This is a genomic window from Flagellimonas hymeniacidonis (assembly GCF_008040165.1).
Taxonomy (GTDB): Bacteria; Bacteroidota; Bacteroidia; order Flavobacteriales; family Flavobacteriaceae; genus Flagellimonas; species Flagellimonas hymeniacidonis.
The window spans coordinates 419173-438683 of sequence record NZ_VRUR01000001.1 but is presented as its reverse complement, the minus strand read 5'-3'; the positions used below and the strand labels follow the sequence as shown (position 1 = coordinate 438683).

The window sequence follows — 19511 nt, the reverse complement described above, 5'->3', positions numbered from 1 at the left end:
TATGGCATCAAACAAAAAATATTGGAAAAGCGAAGCGGAGTTAAATCCGAACGATTCCATTGTTGAGGCGCTAAGACAAAACGAATTTACAGAACAGATTCCCGTTGATGAGTTTTTAGGCGACAAGGAAAATTTGTCTGCCTCTAACACCAATAGAAGGGACTTCTTAAAATATGTCGGCTTTAGTACAGCTGCAGCAACTGTTGCTGCCTGTGAAGGCCCTGTTCGTAAATCTATTCCTTATGTAGTGCAACCGGACAGTATCGTTCCTGGAGTTGCCAACTACTATGCCACCACAATAGCTGATGGATATGACTTTGCCAGTATTTTGGTGAAAACTAGAGAAGGAAGACCGATTAAGATTGAAAACAATACAGATGCCAAGGTGAACGGAGGTGCAAATGCACGTGTTCAAGCTTCCGTATTATCCTTATATGATAGCACTAGGGTTCAAGGGCCATCTGCAAATGGAGAGCCTGTTGATTGGAAGGTACTTGATGCTACCGTTAGAGCTAAATTAGGAAGTCTTAAAGGTTCAAATAGGCAGATTGCATTATTGACCCAGACGTATGCTAGCCCATCTACGGATAGATTGATAGCTGATTTTAAGGCTGAATATGGTGAAAACGTAAACCATGTAGTGTACGATGCCATTTCTGAAGATGCTGCCCTAAATGCTTTTGATGCCGCGTATGGTGAAAGAGCTCTTGCAGATTACGATTTTGAAAAAGCAGATTTAATTGTCTCTTTTGGTGCTGATTTCTTGGGAGATTGGCAAGGAGGGGGATATGATGGTGGATATGCCAAAGGACGTGTTCCCGAACACGGAAAGATGTCCAAGCATGTGCAGATGGAATCCAATATGTCCTTGACCGGGGCCAATGCGGACAAACGCTACCCAATGACGCCTACGCAACAAAAAATTGCCTTGGCAAAGTTGTATGGAAAATTAAATGGCAGCAATGTTGGTGGAGGTACTTCAGATGTTGATGAAGCTGTAGATAGTATAGCGGCACAAATTAGAAAAGCTGGAAGTAAAGCTGTTGTTGTTACTGGATTGAATGATATTAACGCACAAACCGTAGTACTTGCAATTAATGAATTATTGTCAAGTGAAGCGTTTGATACTGAGCATCCAAAATATGTACGCCAAGGGAGTATCTCAAAAGTGAACAAGTTGGTTGCAGATATGAATGCTGGCCGTGTTGGCGCTTTGATTATCGATGGTGTGAATCCAGCGTACTCATTACCAAATGCTGCAGATTTTATCTCAGGCCTTGAAAAAGTGGATGTTTCAGTTGACTTTGCTTTCAATAATGATGAAACAGCTCAAGCTACTAAATATGTTGCAGCGGCCTCACATTATCTTGAATCTTGGGGTGATGCACAATTGAAAAAGGGACATTATAGTTTAATGCAGCCCGCCATCCGAGAGCTTTTTGATACAAGACAATTTCAGTCAGCCTTGTTGACTTGGATGGGCAGTGAGCAAACCTATTACGATTACATTAAAGATACTTGGAGTACGAATGTATTGCAAGGTTCAGATTGGAATAAAACATTACAAGATGGAGTGTTTACCGCTCCAGCTGTTGAGGAAACAGCAGAACAACCTTTGGTTGCTGCCAACAATGAAGAAGAAGGTGCTGAAGAAGCACAAGCTAGCATCGCTCCAATTGCTTCGGCGATACGATCTTTGGTAAACACTACGAGTTCTGGAGTAGAGATGGTACTCTATTCTAAAATTGGAATGGGTGATGGTAGACAAGCCAGTAACCCATGGTTGCAAGAATTCCCGGATCCAGTTTCCAGAGTTTCTTGGGATAACTATGTTACTGTTGCCAAAGCCGATGCCGAAAGATTGGGACTTGAGAACTTTAATGTTGCAAATGGTGGACTAAATGGGAGCTACGTTAATTTAACGGTTAACGGAGTTACTTTGAATAGCGTTCCCGTAATCATTCAACCTGGGCAAGCTATTGGAACCGTTGGGCTTTCCTTCGGATATGGAAAGAAAGCAGGAATGAAGGCCGAAATGGCCACTGGAGTAAATGCTTTTGCACTGTATAACAACTTTTCTAATGTACAGTCAGTTAACATAGAAAAAGCTGAAGGAGTGCATGAGTTTGCATGTGTTCAGCTACATAAAACATTGATGGGTAGAGGAGATATTATCAAGGAAACTACCTTGGAAATCTTCAATACAAAGGATGTTCATGAATGGAATGCAGTTCCGCAGGTGTCCAAAGACCATCAAGAAATTCCTGTTACATCGCCAGATGCAGATTTATGGCAAGAGTTTGATCGTTCCATCGGACATCACTTTAACTTGTCTATTGATTTAAACGCTTGTACAGGTTGTGGGGCATGTGTTATTGCATGTCACGCAGAAAATAATGTTCCTGTTGTTGGAAAAGAGGAGGTTAGAAAATCCAGAGACATGCACTGGCTGCGTATTGATAGGTACTATTCTTCCGAAGATACATTTGAACAAGACAACGAGAAGAAAGATGGAATGGATGGCCTTTGGGGCGATAATGGTTCCTTGGGTGGATTTAGAGAGATGGAAGATGCAGCTGCAAATCCTCAGGTAGCATTTCAGCCTGTCATGTGTCAACATTGTAACCATGCACCTTGTGAAACTGTTTGTCCGGTTGCGGCAACTTCCCACGGAAGACAAGGTCAAAATCAAATGGCATATAACCGTTGTGTAGGTACTAGATATTGTGCCAACAACTGTCCATACAAAGTAAGAAGGTTCAATTGGTTCTTGTATAGTGATAATGACGAGTTCAACTTCAACATGAACAATGACCTTGGTAAAATGGTGATTAATCCAGATGTTAATGTACGCTCTAGAGGGGTGATGGAGAAATGCTCTATGTGTATTCAAATGACACAGAAGACCATTTTAGATGCTAAGAGAGATGGGCGTGCCATTAAAGATGGCGAATTCCAAACGGCTTGTTCAGCTGCTTGCGGCAGTGGAGCTATGGTCTTTGGAGATATCAATGATGATCACAGTAAGATTGCTGAGTTGAAAGAGGATGATAGAATGTATCACCTATTAGAACATGTGGGCACAAAACCAAATGTGTTCTATCATGTGAAGGTGAGAAACACCAACGAGGCTTAATCAATAAATAAGAAGTAACTAGAAGATAAATTATGGCGTCGCATTACGAAGCACCTATTCGAAAGCCCTTAGTACTTGGAGACAAAGGTTACCATGATGTTACCGTGGATATCGCTGCTCCTGTAGAGGGAAAGGCCAACAAACATTGGTGGATTGTATTTACCATTGCTTTAGTTGCATTCCTTTGGGGTCTAGGATGTATTATTTATACCATTTCTACAGGTATTGGAGTTTGGGGTCTTAACAAGACCGTAAACTGGGCCTGGGATATTACAAACTTTGTTTGGTGGGTAGGTATTGGTCACGCAGGAACACTGATTTCTGCAGTATTGCTGTTATTCAGACAAAAATGGAGAATGGCAATTAACCGTTCTGCGGAAGCAATGACCATTTTCTCGGTTATCCAGGCAGGTTTGTTTCCAATCATTCACATGGGTCGCCCATGGTTGGCCTATTGGGTACTTCCGATTCCAAACCAATTTGGTTCCTTGTGGGTAAACTTTAACTCACCATTGCTTTGGGATGTATTTGCGATTTCAACGTATTTATCCGTTTCCTTGGTATTCTGGTGGACAGGTTTGTTGCCGGATTTTGCAATGATTCGTGATAGAGCGGTAAAACCGTTCCAGAAGAAAATATATAGCTTGTTAAGCTTTGGTTGGACAGGTAGAGCGAAGGATTGGCAACGTTTTGAAGAAGTATCTTTAGTTTTGGCCGGTTTGGCAACACCACTTGTACTTTCAGTACACACCATTGTATCCTTTGACTTTGCCACTTCGGTGATTCCAGGTTGGCATACCACCATATTCCCGCCGTATTTTGTTGCGGGTGCAATTTTCTCAGGATTTGCTATGGTGAACACACTTCTTATTATCATGAGAAAAGTGTGTAGTCTTGAAGCATACATAACCGTACAGCATATTGAATTGATGAACATTGTAATCATGATTACAGGTTCAATTGTTGGATGTGCATATATCACCGAGTTGTTTATTGCTTGGTATTCAGGAGTTGAATACGAACAATACGCGTTTTTGAATAGAGCTACTGGACCCTACTGGTGGGCATATTGGTCCATGATGACCTGTAACGTGTTCTCTCCGCAGTTCATGTGGTTCAAAAAATTACGTACCAGTATCATGTTCTCGTTCTTTATTTCTATTGTGGTGAACATAGGAATGTGGTTTGAGCGATTTGTGATCATTGTAACCTCATTGCACAGAGATTACTTGCCATCTTCATGGACAATGTTCTCTCCTACCTTTGTAGATGTGGGTATCTTTATAGGAACCATTGGATTCTTCTTTGTGTTGTTCCTATTATATTCAAGAACATTCCCGGTCATTGCACAGGCAGAAGTAAAATCCATTTTGAAAGCATCTGGAGAAAAATATAAAAAGTTACGTGATGCAGGAAAGCCTTTGTACCAAATGCCTAAACGAGGAGAGATAGAGGAACCGATTACAGATGATGTTTTAATGGGAGAAGTTGTTCCTGCGAAAGGAGACAAGGTTGGAGTAAATGAATTGTTAAGTTCTTTAGGAACATTCGATGCTACCAAAGAAACACCAGATGATTTGAAAAAAATAAAAGGTGTTGGTCCAGAGATGGAAAGAATCCTTAACGAAATTGGAATCTATACGTACGCGCAAGTAGGTAGAATGACAAAAAAGGAGTATGACTTGTTAGATTCCATTACAGGTAAATTTCCAGGTCGGGCACAAAGAGATGACTGGGCTGGTCAAGCTAGATTGTTAAACAATAAAAAATAATTATGGCATCAAAAGTTATACAGGCACTTTATACCGATGATGATGTATTGATGCATGCCGTAAAAAAGGTAAGGGCAGAGCACCATCATATTGAAGAAGTGTATACCCCTTTCCCCGTGCATGGTTTAGACAAGGCAATGGGCTTAGAAGATACCCGAATAGCAATCACTTCCTTTATGTATGGTTGTTTAGGACTTATTGTTGCCATTGTTATGATGAACTATATCATGATTGATGATTGGCCACAGGATATTGGTGGTAAACCAAGTTTTACCTATTTGGAAAATATGCCGGCCTTTGTTCCAATTATGTTTGAATTAACGGTGTTCTTTGCAGCGCATTTAATGGTAATCACATTTTATTTAAGAAGTAGAATGTGGCCCTTTAAAAAAGCGGAAAACCCAGATGTAAGAACAACAGATGACCATTTTTTAATGGAATTGGGTATTCATGATAATGAAAAGGAACTTACAGCATTGTTGTGGGATACTGGAGCTGTTGAAATAAATGTTACAGAAAAGGATTCTTAAAAATATGAAGCATTTAGGTAAAATAAGTGTTGTCTTGGTTTTGGTACTATCACTGGCAGCTTGTGCTGACAAGAACAGTCCAAACTATCAGTATATGCCAAACATGTATGAACCCGTAGGGTACGAAACCTATCAGGGAGTGGATAATGGATTGTTCCCCAATGGAACAGAAGCTATGCTTCCGGCAGAAAATACCATTGCAAGAGGGTATATGCCATACAAGTTTGAAAATACTCCAGAAGGAAAAGACTTGGCAAGAGTAGAACCAAGCCCGTTGGATTCCTTGCAAATGGAATCCAATCTTTCCAAAGGAAAAGAACTATATGATATTTACTGTGCTATTTGTCACGGACCTAAAGGAAAAGGACAAGGTACTTTGGTAAAAAGAGAAAAAATATTGGGTGTTCCCAGTTATGATGACGTTGCGCGTAATATTACCGTGGGAAGCACATACCATACTATTTATTACGGTTTAAACTCTATGGGCTCTTACGCAGCTCAGTTGGCCAATGAAGAAGAGATGTGGCAAGTGTCAGAATACGTAATGAAATTAAAGGAAGACCTAACAAAATAATTGGATAAGAGGATACTATGTACACGTTTTCAAACAGACTTAAAATAGGATCTTTCATTGCAATGGCAGTTGGATTGATTTGTTTAGCAACAGGTTTTTTATCTGCTCCCAGTACTGTGGAAGAAGCCAAAGCAATGGTGGCTTCAGCACATGACGATGGTCATGGAGGAGGACACGGCGAAGAAGCTTCAAGCCATGCCGCAGAAGGAGATCATGCAGAAAAAGATACACACGGTGAAGCTGAAGCACATGGAGAGGAGCACGATGCTTCGCATGATGAACATGTATTGCACCAATTACAAAATAGACCTTGGTCTGCATTATATGTAGCTGCCTTTTTCTTCTTTATGATATCCTTGGGCGTTTTGGCTTTCTATGCTATACAACGTGCATCACAAGCAGGTTGGTCGCCTTTGTTGTTCCGTGTAATGGAGGGAATCACGGCGTATTTAGTTCCTGGCGGAATTATCGTATTTGTGATTTTGGTACTTTCAGTACTACATATGAATCATATGTTTGTATGGATGGATGCTGATGTTGTTGCTCATGATAAATTGTTACAAGGAAAAGCTGGATACTTGAACCCTACCTTCTTTTTGGTTCGTGCAGCAATTTTCTTGGGTGGTTGGATTTTCTATCGCGAATATTCCAGAAAACTTTCATTAGCACAGGATGAGTCTGATGACAACACCAACTTTGTAAAGAATTTTAGATGGTCTGCTGCTTTCTTGGTGTTCTATTTGATTACAGAATCCATGATGTCTTGGGATTGGATCATGAGTGTGGATCCACACTGGTTCAGTACCCTATTTGGATGGTACGTGTTTGCAAGCATGTTCGTTTCAGGAATTACGGTAATTGCGATGATTGCCATTTACCTGAAATCAAAAGGTTATTTAGAAGATGTAAACGATAGCCACATTCATGATTTGGCAAAATTCATGTTCGGTATCAGTATTTTTTGGACCTACCTATGGTTCTCACAGTTTATGCTGATTTGGTATGCCAACATCCCAGAAGAAGTAACCTATTTTATCACACGAATTGAAGATTATAAATTGCCATTCTTTGGAATGTTAGCCATGAATTTCATCTTCCCAGTATTGGTATTGATGAACAGTGATTACAAAAGAGTAAATTGGTTTGTTATCATGGCTGGTCTTGTAGTGCTTTTTGGTCACTATATGGACGTGTTCAATATGATCATGCCTGCAACGGTTGGCGATCAATGGTATATAGGATTACCCGAAATTGGAGGAATATTGTTCTTTGGGGGATTATTTGTGTATTGGGTGTTCAATGCACTTACTAAAGCGCCATTGCAACCCAAGCGCAATCCATTCCTTGAAGAAAGTAGACAATTTCATTATTAATACGATTAAGGCTTAGAAAGATATACAATGACTGCATTATTAACATTGACTGTTTTAGTACTGGTAGCAATCGCAATCTGGCAAATGACCAAGATTTTTGAATTGTCCCAACTAAAAACGGAAAACACTGAGGTAGCCACAGATTCAGATAATAAGTACAATGGTTATCTATTGTTTGGATTCGTAATTTTTATCTATGGTATAACCATATTTAGCTTTGCCAAGTACAGTAAAATGCTTCTGCCAGAAGCATCTTCTGCCCATGGTGGGGAATATGATCAATTGATGTGGGTGTCATTTGCCATTATCTTTTTTGTACAGACCATTACGCAGTTTTTGTTGCATTACTTCGGATATAAATATCGCGGAGAAAAAGGAAAGAAAGCTCTTTTCTTTGCCGACAACGACCGTTTAGAGTTTATCTGGACTATCATTCCCGTTATTGTTTTAGCCGGATTAATCCTTTGGGGCTTATACACATGGACGAACATCATGGATGTAAATGATGAAGACGATCCACTGATTGTGGAATTATATGCACAGCAATTTAACTGGACTGCACGTTATGGAGGAGATGATAATGTTCTTGGAGACGCAAGTGTTCGCTTAATTGATATTGATAGAGCAAATGTACTTGGTTTGGATGAATCTGATCCAAATGCTGCGGATGACGTAATCGTAAAGGAACTACACCTTCCTGTGGGAAGAAAAGTCAACTTTATGATGCGTTCACAAGACGTATTACATTCCGCTTATATGCCTCACTTTAGAGCACAGATGAACTGTGTTCCAGGTATGATCACACAATTCTCATTTACACCGACCATTACAACGGAAGAAATGAGATTGAATCCTGATGTGGTGGATAAAGTGAAAAGAACAAACGCGTTAAGAGCAAAATGGGCTGCAGAAGGAAAACCTAATACAGACCCTTGGGAATTTGACTATATCTTGCTTTGTAATAAAATCTGTGGAAAATCGCACTATAATATGCAAATGAAAATTATAGTAGAGACAGAAGAGGAATATAATAAATGGATTGCCGAACAAGTAACCTTTAAAGAAACGGTTGCACCAACGGAATAAGTTAGGCTAGGATAAGAACTATAATAAAATTTAAAAGAGATTATGTCAGCTACTGGACACGAACACGGACACGAAGATCATGGACATCATCATAAAGAAACCTTCGTAACCAAATATATCTTTAGTCAGGACCATAAGATGATTGCTAAGCAATATCTTATCACCGGTGTTTTGGTTATGGGCTTCATTGGAATTGCAATGTCGTTGCTATTTAGAATGCAATTGGCATGGCCTGGAGAATCCTTCTCTGTCTTTGAGGCGTTTTTGGGCAAGTGGGCTCCAGATGGTGTTATGGATGCTGATATGTACTTGGCTTTGATTACTATGCACGGAACCATAATGGTATTCTTCGTGCTTACCGCAGGATTGAGTGGTACCTTTAGTAACCTATTAATTCCGTTGCAGATTGGTGCTCGGGATATGGCTTCGGGCTTCCTAAACATGCTTTCTTTTTGGATGTTCTTTGTCTCTGCAGTAGTCATGATCATTTCATTGTTTGTAGAAGCTGGTCCTGCCGCAGCAGGATGGACAATTTATCCTCCCTTAAGCGCATTGCCTTCTGCCCAACCCGGTTCTGGTTTGGGTATGACCCTATGGCTAGTTTCTATGGCCATATTTATTGCTTCTTCTTTACTGGGATCATTAAACTATATTGTTACTGTTATCAACTTAAGAACTAAAGGAATGTCAATGACCCGTTTGCCATTGACTATTTGGGCATTCTTTGTAACAGCAGTTATCGGGGTAATTTCCTTTCCAGTGTTACTTTCAGCGGCCTTGCTGCTAATTATGGATAGAAGTTTTGGAACATCATTCTTCCTTTCAGATATCTTTATACAAGGTGAAGTATTACATTATCAAGGAGGATCACCAGTATTGTTTGAGCACCTATTTTGGTTCTTGGGACACCCTGAAGTATACATTGTATTGTTACCGGCATTAGGAATTACGTCCGAAGTAATGTCTACAAATGCAAGAAAACCAATCTTTGGCTATCGTGCCATGGTAGCTTCTATTTTAGCGATTGCTTTCCTATCCACAATTGTGTGGGGTCACCATATGTTCATCTCGGGGATGAATCCATTTTTGGGGTCAGTATTTACGTTTACAACCTTATTGATTGCAATTCCGTCTGCGGTAAAAGCTTTCAACTATATAACCACCTTATGGAAGGGAAATCTGCAACTTAATCCTGGAATGTTATTTTCCATAGGTTTGGTTTCTACCTTTATATCGGGTGGTCTTACAGGGATTATTCTTGGAGATAGCACATTGGATATCAATGTTCATGACACCTATTTTGTAGTAGCTCACTTCCATTTGGTAATGGGTATTTCTGCACTATATGGACTTTTTGCGGGTGTATACCATTGGTTCCCGAAAATGTTCCAAGGTAGAATGATGAACAAGAACTTGGGTTATGTTCATTTCTGGGTAACCGCAATTTGTGCCTATGGCGTATTCTTCCCAATGCATTTTGTTGGTATGGCAGGAGTGCCAAGACGTTACTATGAAAATACGGCGTTCCCGATGTTTGATGAATTGACCAATGTTCAAGTATTAATGACCGTATTTGCACTTATTGCAGGAGCGGCACAATTGGTTTTCGTTTACAACTTTGTCTATAGCATATTTTATGGTAAGAGAGGACCTCAAAACCCATGGGGCTCAAATACCCTTGAATGGACAGCTCCTCAAGAACATATGCACGGAAACTGGCCAGGAGATATCCCTCATGTGCATCGTTGGGCGTATGACTATAGCAAGACCTATGAGAATGGTGAGTATATTATCCCAGGACAGGATTTTGTTCCGCAGAACATACCGCTTCAGGATAACGAAGAAGAACTCAATCACTAAGATTTTAGATATAACAAAGCCCATCCCACTCGGATGGGTTTTTTGTTTACGGAGTTTTGTACAGCAATTGTTATCCGTAATTGTAATATCTTTAAGAACCTTAAATCGAACACTTGTGAAAAATCTTGTAATTATACTTTTATTGATGTGCCATGTAACCCTTTTGGCACAGCGAAAACCTAAAATAAAAGGCAGTCGAATTGTTACTGAAGTCAATCAGGAACTACCTGCGTTTAATGCAATACAACTAAATGATAATCTGGACATCGTATTAAAAAAATCATTTGGCTCTGGGTACAAAATTGTGGCAGATGATAATTTGGTAGATATTTTAAAATTTAAAGTAGAGGATAGTACATTAGTAATAAGCTCTTTTTATGATGTTACCGCCAAAAAACAATTCGATATTACCATTAATTACACCGAACTCCGAGCAATAACCGTTAAAGAAGGTAGCATTGTTTCAAATGATATTATAAGCAGCGATGAGCTGTTTGTAGACGCTTTTGCAAATGCAAAGTTGGACATCAAGGCAAATGCCGCTGTGATGGATATTAATATGGAAGATATGAGCAAGGGAGACTTTAATGTAGATGTGGATTCGCTCAATATAGGCCTTAATAAAAGAGCTGAAGCTTATGTATATTCTGTAAATGAAGTGAGTGTGGTAGATGTGGAGGGCAATGGGTCTTTGATGTTTGAAGGTACTTCGGATAGAATGGAAATTGGTTTAACAGGAAACTCAAAATACAAAGGCGAAAAAATGGAGGCAGGGACCATTAAAGCTCGACTTGAGAATGCTGCAAATGCGCGTTTGTACTCCTATCGGGATTTGGAGTTAAGTGCCAAAGGAAATTCAAGAATCTATCTCTATGGAAATCCTAAAATTACTGTTCTGGAGTTTTTGGATACGGCACAATTAATTAAGAAAGTAGAGTGATATCTATTTGGCAATAGGAGCAGTCATGCAATGCTCAGGAATTCCAAAACCATCTACCAAAACCTCAATATGAGGGCGTAATTCTGTGGACAATCGTTCCACCCGTTGCCTAATAGCTTTGGACTTTGTTCCACTGATGTACCCCTGTTCCAAATACCAACCTGTGTCGTTATATATGTGATGAAGGGCATAAAGTGTTCCCAATTTTTCCAATAAAACTTTGTGTTTTTCATCAGTAACCGAAGCGCAGAATTCATTGAAAATAGTATAAGCCAACTCTACACTATACGCCTTGCCTAAGGCAAGCAAATGGGTCTGAACTTTTAGAAAGGCTTGATATGATGGGATTCCTTTTTTAATGTAGCTTCTTATTCGCATGGCTAGGGTATACGTAAGCCTTCGGGTCCTGTAGTTAAAAGCATGTTTGTGAAATTTCGGATTGTACAAATGTTCCTTGTCTACTTTATTGGAGTAAATGGGGTTTATCGTACTTAACTTATCTGCGAGTTGACTTCGTAATAATTTTAAAACCGAAGTAAACCCAGCACTATTGAATTCTGCTTTGAAATCTGATAAAACACCTTTGGCTGCTAATTGTAACAATACATTGTTGTCTCCCTCAAAAGTGGTAAATATGTCTACATCCCCTTTTAGATTGGCAATTCTATTTTCTAATAAATATCCCTTCCCACCACATGCTTCTCGACACTCTTGAATAGTATCGTTTGCAAACCATGTAATGATGGATTTAAGGCCTGCGACTTGGGTCTCTATTTTTCTTTTATCAGGTTGTGAATTATCACTATACCGTTTCATCATTTCCTCCAAAGTAACGTGATAAACATAAGCACTTGCTATAGCGGGAGTCAACCGTAATTGATGGGTGGGGTAGTCCATAATAAGATCTTCTTGCACTTTAACGCTGTCATTGAATTGTCTTCTGTTCAATGCATGCTTTACCGCGATGCTCAATGCCATCTTTGCCCCACCAACAGCACCTTTTGCAACGCAAATTCGGCCGCCAACCAGAGTACCCAACATGGTAAAAAATCGTTTGTTTGGATTCTTAATGGCAGAAAAATAGCTACCATCATCTCTGATTTCCCCATATTTATCCAACAAGTTTTCACGGGGGACTTTCACCTGATTAAACCAAATCTTACCGTTGTCCACACCATTCAAACCAAGCTTATAGCCATTGTCTTCTATAGTAATGCCTTCCAATACAGTATGATTTTTATCTCGTACTGGAACCAAAATAGCATGAACCCCTTCATTTTTCCCATCTACGATCAACTGTGCAAAAACCGATGCCATAGTTGAATGCAAGGCATTGCCTATATATTCTTTATTATCATTTTGTCCTGGGGTGTGAATAATGATTGAATCACTTTTTTTATGATAAGTGGCCGTTGTTTTTATGCCTCTTACATTAGAGCCATGTCCTGTTTCTGTCATAGCAAAACAGCCTAGCAATTTTGCTTTTCCAGTATTAGCCAAATATTGGTCATGATGTTTTTTGGTGCCCAATTTCTGAATGCTACCGCCAAAAAGCCCAAATTGAACCCCAAATTTCACTGCAAGGCTCCCATCAACAAACATAAGATGTTCAAAAATTGCTCCGTAGGCCGGCATGTTGCCAATCCCTCCATATTCGGAATCATAAGCCATAGCGCCATATCCGTTAGTACCCAAGAGCTGAACTTGTTCCAATACTTTCCCCCTAAAATCTTCTTTGTTTCTTCTAACATCCCAGTGAAAAATAGGTTGATTCAGAAAACCCCGAAATTCGTCAACTGCTTTAGCATGTGGACCTTTTAAAATAGCATCGAGTACTTTGGCGTTGTAAAAATCAGATGTTTTATGATGTATGACTTCAACATCAAATAAATGATTGTAGTGGTTGGGTTGTATCCCCAAGTTTATTTCAATGTGTTTTAAATGGTCATTGAAATCGCAACTGTCGCAGTACAAATTCCCTAAACGTTGGCTTAATGATGCAAGAGGATAGGTATCACTTTCAATAAGTTTAACATTGGAATTTGTAATAGTATGTTTCCAATGTTTCAGTTCTTCATCTGCTGGCGGATTTTCCCTATCCAACCAAAGTGAAAGCTGTTCTTTTTCATCCGGTTCAAGTGCAGAATCCTGCTCAATAGTTTTTTTGACCACGGATATTTCGGAGGCAGAAAGTAGGTCATCTGACCAAATGACATAAAAAAATGGAATGTATTGTAAGATGCCTATTGAGTAATCAGATTTTACCATAAAAAGCTAAGTTGAGGAAATTGTGTCCTTTCTTTGAAGTATCTAATTTAAGATTTAGTTTTTAAGATGTGCACTTGAATCTTTAGACCTGGGTATTTTAGAGAAAATGGTTTCTAGCACATGTGGTTTTCAACTATATTTGTTAGGACATGAATGAAAATCTAGACCCATCACCAGAGAATTTCTCTCAAGAAGAGCTTGATATTGAAAGAGCTTTAAGGCCCATTACTTTTGATGATTTTACGGGTCAGGAGCAGGTGTTGGAGAACCTGAAAATTTTTGTGCAAGCTGCCAACCTCCGCGATGAAGCACTGGATCATACCCTTTTTCATGGACCACCTGGATTAGGAAAAACAACACTTGCACATATTTTAGCAAATGAACTTGGGGTAGGAATAAAGATTACCTCAGGCCCGGTTTTGGACAAACCAGGAGATTTGGCGGGATTGTTGACCAATCTTGAAGAAAGGGATGTATTGTTTATAGATGAGATTCATCGCTTAAGTCCTATTGTGGAAGAATACTTGTATTCTGCGATGGAGGATTACAAGATTGATATCATGATCGAAACGGGTCCCAATGCCAGAACCGTTCAAATCAATCTAAGTCCCTTTACCTTAGTTGGCGCTACCACAAGATCAGGACTGCTCACAGCGCCCATGCGAGCACGTTTTGGTATTCAAAGTAGATTGCAATACTACAATACGGAGTTGTTATCGACTATAGTAGAACGCAGTGCTGAGATTCTGAAAGTACCCATCACCAATGAAGCAGCCATAGAAATTGCTGGCAGAAGTAGGGGAACACCCAGAATTTGTAATGCCTTATTGCGAAGGGTACGTGATTTTGCCCAAATAAAAGGCAACGGAAATATAGATATGGATATTTCCAAGTTCAGTTTAAAAGCCTTGCATGTGGATGCGCATGGTTTGGATGAGATGGATAATAAAATCTTAACTACCATTATAGATAAGTTCAAAGGAGGTCCAGTAGGTATTACAACTTTGGCTACCGCAGTTTCAGAAAGTGCAGAAACCATTGAAGAAGTCTATGAGCCTTTTTTAATTCAGCAAGGATTCATTATGCGCACCCCCAGAGGTCGTGAAGTAACAGAACTTGCCTATAAACACTTAGGACGAATTAAAGACGGGACGCAAGGAGGTCTGTTTTAATTTGAATTCAAGAACTAATCATACTGATTTAATAAAAACCGAAGCCAAACGCCTCGGTTTTTTGTCTTGTGGTATTTCTAAAGCCGAATTTTTGGAAGAAGAAGCACCACGATTGGAAAAATGGCTTAGCCAAAATAGGCATGGTGAAATGCAGTATATGGAAAACCATTTTGACAAACGATTGGATCCTACCAAATTGGTTGAAGGCTCAAAATCAGTAATTTCTCTATTACTCAATTATTTCCCAGAGCAGAATCAAATAAAAAACACCTATAAGGTGTCTAAGTATGCCTATGGAATCGATTATCACTTTGTGATAAAAGATAAACTCAAATCCCTATTACATTTTATTCAAGAAGAAATCGGTGAAGTGCATGGAAGGGCCTTTGTGGATTCTGCCCCTGTTTTGGATAAAGCATGGGCGGCCAAAAGTGGCTTGGGTTGGATAGGAAAACATAGCAATCTGCTCACCCAACCAGTAGGATCTTTTTATTTTATTGCTGAATTGATTGTTGATTTAGAATTGGACTATGACACTCCGGTAACGGACCATTGCGGCACATGTACCGCATGTATCGATGCCTGCCCAACGGAAGCGATTGTGGAACCTTATGTAGTGGATGGGAGTAAGTGTATTTCCTATTTTACTATTGAACTGAAGAATGAAATTCCCAATGAGTTCCAAGGAAAATTCGATGATTGGATGTTTGGATGTGATGTCTGCCAAGATGTTTGCCCTTGGAACCGTTTTTCGAAGTCGCATAGCGAACCACTTTTTAATCCTCATCCTGAATTGCTTTCAATGACCAAAAAAGATTGGGAAGAAATCACGGAGGATGTATTTAGAAAAATCTTCAAAAAATCCGCCGTAAAACGAACCAAATTTTCAGGTTTGCAACGGAATATTAAATTCCTGAAATAAATTTTTATAAAGCGAAATCGTTTGCGTTGCTATTTTCATTGTTTTAAGCAGCGATTTTTATCATAACAGCAAAGAAAGCAGTATATTGATAAGATGTAGAAGGGAATATGCTGCTAATGTTTAACCATCGACCGAACTATGAAAATTAAAAAACCTGAACTAAGTTTTTGGCAGATTTGGAACATGAATGTTGGATTTCTCGGCATTCAATATAGCTTTGGACTTCAGCAGAGTGCCATTAATCCTATCTTTCTTTTTCTTGGGGCAAAAGAAGAGATTTTGCCTATTTTGAATATTGCAGGACCTATTACAGGTTTGATTGTTCAACCATTGATTGGCGCTATTTCGGATAAGACCTGGTCTGCTCGATGGGGTAGAAGAAAGCCCTTTTTTCTAATCGGTGCCATTTTAGGAAGTTTATGTTTGTTCGCTTTTCCGCTTAGTCCAGCCCTATGGTTTGCAGTAGGATTGTTATGGATTCTTGATGTAGGAAACAATATGGCTATGGAACCTTACCGTGCTTTTGTTGGGGATAAATTACCAGACAAGCAGTTGAGCATGGGGTATCAAATGCAAAGCTTGTTTGTAGGCGCTGGGATTCTTTTGGCCAATGCATCTATCTTTTTGTTTCAAGATTGGTTTGGGGGAGGTGAAGAAGTGGCAGGAACCATTCCCAAATGGTTGTATTATTCCTTTTTTATTGGCTCATTTTTATCCATCACCACCATTTTATGGTCCGTCTTAAAAACCCCTGAGATTCCCCCAGGCGACGAAGAATTAAAAGAAATAAATAGGCATAAGGCCCTCCCGTTTATAGAACGTTTTAAGACACCATTCATCGAGATTAGTGCTGCCGTGAAGGAAATGCCAAAATTTATGTGGAAACTTTCTGCGGTTTATCTATTTCAGTGGTACGCTTTGTTTGTCTATTGGCAATTTATTACACCATTGTTTAGGGCTACCATGGGATATGATACCTCTGAAGCTGCAGCTCAGGCTGCAAAAATGAGTACTACTTACAATGTTGTTACTGCAGTTGTCGCTTTAATATTGGTGCCGTTGACCATGAAGTTTGGTGGAAAGAAAATATATGCCCTAAGTCTTTTTGGTACAGCGTTAGCGCTATTTGCGATACCAAATATTGCAGATCCAGTTTATGTGCTATTCCCAATGGTCTTGTTCGGAATTGGTTGGGCGGCTATGATGGGAATTCCGTATAGCATGGTTTCAAAGATTGTTCCTCAAGAAAGAAGGGGAGTATATATGGGCATCTTAAATATGATGATTGTAATCCCAATGGGTATTCAAACATTGACATTTGGCCCAATTTTTAAAAACTTCCTGGGTGCAAACTCTGTGAATGCGATTTTATTTGCTGGTGCTTGCTTCGTAATCGCATCAATTTTAGCAATGCGATTAAACGTATCTAAAGAGGATAATCTAGCAGACGTAGCAGAAGAATAAACGGTAATTTTTCAAAATACACTTACTATAAATTAAGAATGGATTGGTATTTCATCATTACAATGGAATACCTTTATCTTTACAGCTTCAATTGTAAAAAATGAACAAAGAACAACAACGTCGGGAAGCACTATTGTACCATGCCAAACCCCAGCCAGGTAAAATAAAAATTGTTCCCACCAAACCCTACGCAACCCAACGAGACTTGGCACTTGCTTATTCACCGGGAGTGGCAGAGCCTTGTTTGGAGATCAAAAAGAATAAGGATGATGTTTATAAATATACCGCCAAAGGAAACATTGTTGCAGTAATCTCTAATGGTACAGCAGTTTTGGGACTTGGAAATATTGGTCCAGAAGCTTCAAAACCAGTGATGGAAGGAAAAAGCCTTCTATTTAAGATTTTTGCAGATATAGATGGAATGGACATTGAGTTGGATACCACGGATGTCGATAAGTTTGTGGAAACGGTAAAGATCATTGCTCCTACGTTTGGAGGGATTAATCTTGAAGATATTAAAGCTCCTGAAGCATTTGAAATAGAGCGAAGGCTTAAGGAAGAACTGGATATTCCGGTGATGCATGATGATCAACATGGAACCGCTATTATTTCTGCCGCGGCTTTGTTGAATGCATTGGAAATCACCAACAAAAAAATAGAAAAAGTAAAAATTGTGGTGAGCGGCGCAGGCGCTGCTGCCGTTTCTTGCACGAGATTGTATAAGGCATTTGGTGCTAGCGGAAAGAATATTGTCATGTTGGATAGTAAAGGAGTTATCCGAAGTGACCGAGAAAACCTCTCCAAAGAAAAACTGGAATTTGCTTCTGACAGAAAGATAGATACTTTAGATGAGGCCTTGAAGGATGCAGATGTTTTTATTGGTCTATCCATCGCCAATATTTTGACACCGAAAATGCTTAAATCTATGGCAAAAGATCCTATTGTTTTTGCTATGGCAAATCCAGACCCAGAAATTGAATATAGCATTGCCTGTAAAACGCGGGATGATATTATTATGGCTACGGGTCGTTCTGACCACCCTAACCAAGTGAATAATGTTTTAGGGTTTCCATTCATTTTTAGGGGTGCACTTGATGTTCGTGCTACCAAGATCAACGAAGAAATGAAAATGGCTGCAGTTCGAGCTTTGGCAGATTTAACAAGAGAGCCAGTACCGGAACAGGTGAATATTGCTTATGATACCACTAGGTTGACTTTTGGTAAAGATTATATTATTCCAAAACCTTTTGATCCAAGGTTAATCACCAAAATTCCACCCGCAGTTGCAAAAGCGGCAATCGAGAGCGGGGTGGCCAAAGCTCCAATTCAAGATTGGAAGAAGTACGAAGAAGACCTGTATCAAAGGTCTGGTAATGATAACAAAGCTGTGCGTTTGATGCACAATAGAGCTCGATTGAATCCAAAACGAATTGTTTTTGCAGAAGCGGAATTGTTGGATGTGATGAAGGCAGCGCAAATTGTGTACGATGAAGGGATAGCCATACCCATTTTACTGGGAAATAAAGAAACAATAGAAGACCTAAAAAAGGAGCTGGATTTTGATGCAGAAGTGACCATAATAGACCCTCGTTCTGATGAGTCTAAGGAAATGCGCAATAGATATGCTCTTAAATTATGGGAGTCTAGAAAGCGAAAAGGGGAAACCAAGTACAGCGCAAACGTAAATATGGGTAAACGTAATTATTTTGGCGCTATGATGCTTCATGAAGGGGATGCTGATGGAATGATTTCTGGGTATTCCCGATCTTATCCTAAAGTATTAAAGCCTGTTTTTGAAGTTTTGGGAAGGGCTAAAGGGGTTAAAAATGCTTCAACCTGTAATATCATGATTACAGAAAGAGGGCCATTATTTTTGGCGGATACCTCTATCAATGTAGATCCAAGTGCCGAAGAATTGGCTGAAATAGCCCAGATGACTGCAAATGTGGCCAACACCTTTGGCTTTAACCCCGTTATGGCAATGTTGTCTTATGCTAATTATGGGTCGTCAAGTCATCCTAATGCCCAAAAAGTAAGAGAAGCCGTTAAAATTTTGCACGAACGAAACCCAGAACTGATTGTCGATGGTGAAATCCAAACCGATTTTGCGTTGAGCCAGGAATTATGCCACAACAATTTTCCATTTTCAAAGCTTACAGGAAAAAAAGTAAACACTTTAATTTTTCCAAATTTAGACTCAGCCAATATCACCTATAAACTCTTGAAGGGATTGAATAATGCTGAATCTATTGGTCCAATTATGGTGGGGCTTCGCAGATCAGCGCATATTTTGCAACTAGGTGCCAGTGTTGATGAAATGGTGAATATGGCCGCCGTAGCTGTTATCGACGCCCAAGAACGGGAGAAGCGGAAAAAAGCAAAAATGGGAGAGTAGCACAGCAAGATTAAATTTC

General features: G+C 39.5%; 13 protein-coding genes. 12 read left to right on the top strand and 1 reads right to left on the bottom strand.

Annotated elements, in window-relative coordinates; genetic code table 11:
• Position 1 precedes the first annotated feature (1 nt).
• From FVB32_RS01985 to FVB32_RS01950, 8 genes are all read left to right on the top strand, one after another.
• A complete protein-coding gene (locus tag FVB32_RS01985) occupies positions 2-3136 on the top strand; it encodes a TAT-variant-translocated molybdopterin oxidoreductase (RefSeq protein ID WP_147740915.1) in 3135 nt (1044 codons plus the stop codon).
• Between the two features lie 32 nt (positions 3137-3168).
• Positions 3169-4908 (top strand): NrfD/PsrC family molybdoenzyme membrane anchor subunit, encoded by a 1740-nt coding sequence (gene nrfD / locus FVB32_RS01980; RefSeq protein ID WP_147740914.1) that lies wholly within the window; start codon positions 3169-3171, stop codon positions 4906-4908.
• Between the two features lie 2 nt (positions 4909-4910).
• Entirely contained in the window at positions 4911-5438 is a 528-nt protein-coding gene (locus tag FVB32_RS01975; protein WP_147740913.1) for a DUF3341 domain-containing protein, read from the top strand.
• A 4-nt stretch (positions 5439-5442) separates the two neighbouring features.
• Complete coding sequence (locus FVB32_RS01970; protein ID WP_147740912.1) at positions 5443-6012, top strand: c-type cytochrome; 570 nt, start codon at positions 5443-5445, stop codon at positions 6010-6012.
• A gap of 17 nt (positions 6013-6029) precedes the next feature.
• Complete coding sequence (locus FVB32_RS01965; RefSeq protein WP_147740911.1) at positions 6030-7385, top strand: quinol:cytochrome C oxidoreductase; 1356 nt, start codon at positions 6030-6032, stop codon at positions 7383-7385.
• Between the two features lie 27 nt (positions 7386-7412).
• On the top strand, positions 7413-8471 hold the full coding sequence (locus tag FVB32_RS01960) for a cytochrome c oxidase subunit II (RefSeq protein WP_147740910.1): 1059 nt from the start codon (positions 7413-7415) through the stop codon (positions 8469-8471).
• A 42-nt stretch (positions 8472-8513) separates the two neighbouring features.
• The gene (locus tag FVB32_RS01955) at positions 8514-10331 is read left to right on the top strand and encodes a cytochrome c oxidase subunit I (protein WP_147740909.1); all 1818 of its coding nucleotides are present in this window, start codon (positions 8514-8516) and stop codon (positions 10329-10331) included.
• 115 nt (positions 10332-10446) lie between these two features.
• Positions 10447-11271: a GIN domain-containing protein gene (locus tag FVB32_RS01950; protein ID WP_187269475.1), complete on the top strand. Its 825-nt coding sequence runs from the start codon at positions 10447-10449 to the stop codon at positions 11269-11271.
• Positions 11272-11274: 3 nt separating this feature from the next.
• Here FVB32_RS01950 and FVB32_RS01945 read toward each other — a convergent pair whose 3' ends face one another.
• On the bottom strand, positions 11275-13539 hold the full coding sequence (locus FVB32_RS01945; protein ID WP_147740907.1) for an acyl-CoA dehydrogenase family protein: 2265 nt from the start codon (positions 13537-13539) through the stop codon (positions 11275-11277).
• Positions 13540-13688: 149 nt separating this feature from the next.
• Between FVB32_RS01945 and ruvB the strand changes: the two genes are divergently transcribed.
• The 4 genes from ruvB to FVB32_RS01925 all read left to right on the top strand — a co-directional run bounded on the left by ruvB (position 13689) and on the right by FVB32_RS01925 (position 19492).
• Complete coding sequence (gene ruvB, locus FVB32_RS01940) at positions 13689-14711, top strand: Holliday junction branch migration DNA helicase RuvB (RefSeq protein WP_147740906.1); 1023 nt, start codon at positions 13689-13691, stop codon at positions 14709-14711.
• 1 nt (position 14712) lies between these two features.
• On the top strand, positions 14713-15633 hold the full coding sequence (queG, locus tag FVB32_RS01935) for a tRNA epoxyqueuosine(34) reductase QueG (RefSeq protein ID WP_147740905.1): 921 nt from the start codon (positions 14713-14715) through the stop codon (positions 15631-15633).
• Positions 15634-15771: 138 nt separating this feature from the next.
• Positions 15772-17097, top strand: a complete 1326-nt coding sequence (locus tag FVB32_RS01930; protein ID WP_147740904.1) for an MFS transporter — start codon at positions 15772-15774, stop codon at positions 17095-17097.
• 100 nt (positions 17098-17197) lie between these two features.
• The gene (locus tag FVB32_RS01925; RefSeq protein WP_147740903.1) at positions 17198-19492 is read left to right on the top strand and encodes an NADP-dependent malic enzyme; all 2295 of its coding nucleotides are present in this window, start codon (positions 17198-17200) and stop codon (positions 19490-19492) included.
• The last annotated feature ends 19 nt before the right edge of the window (positions 19493-19511 follow it).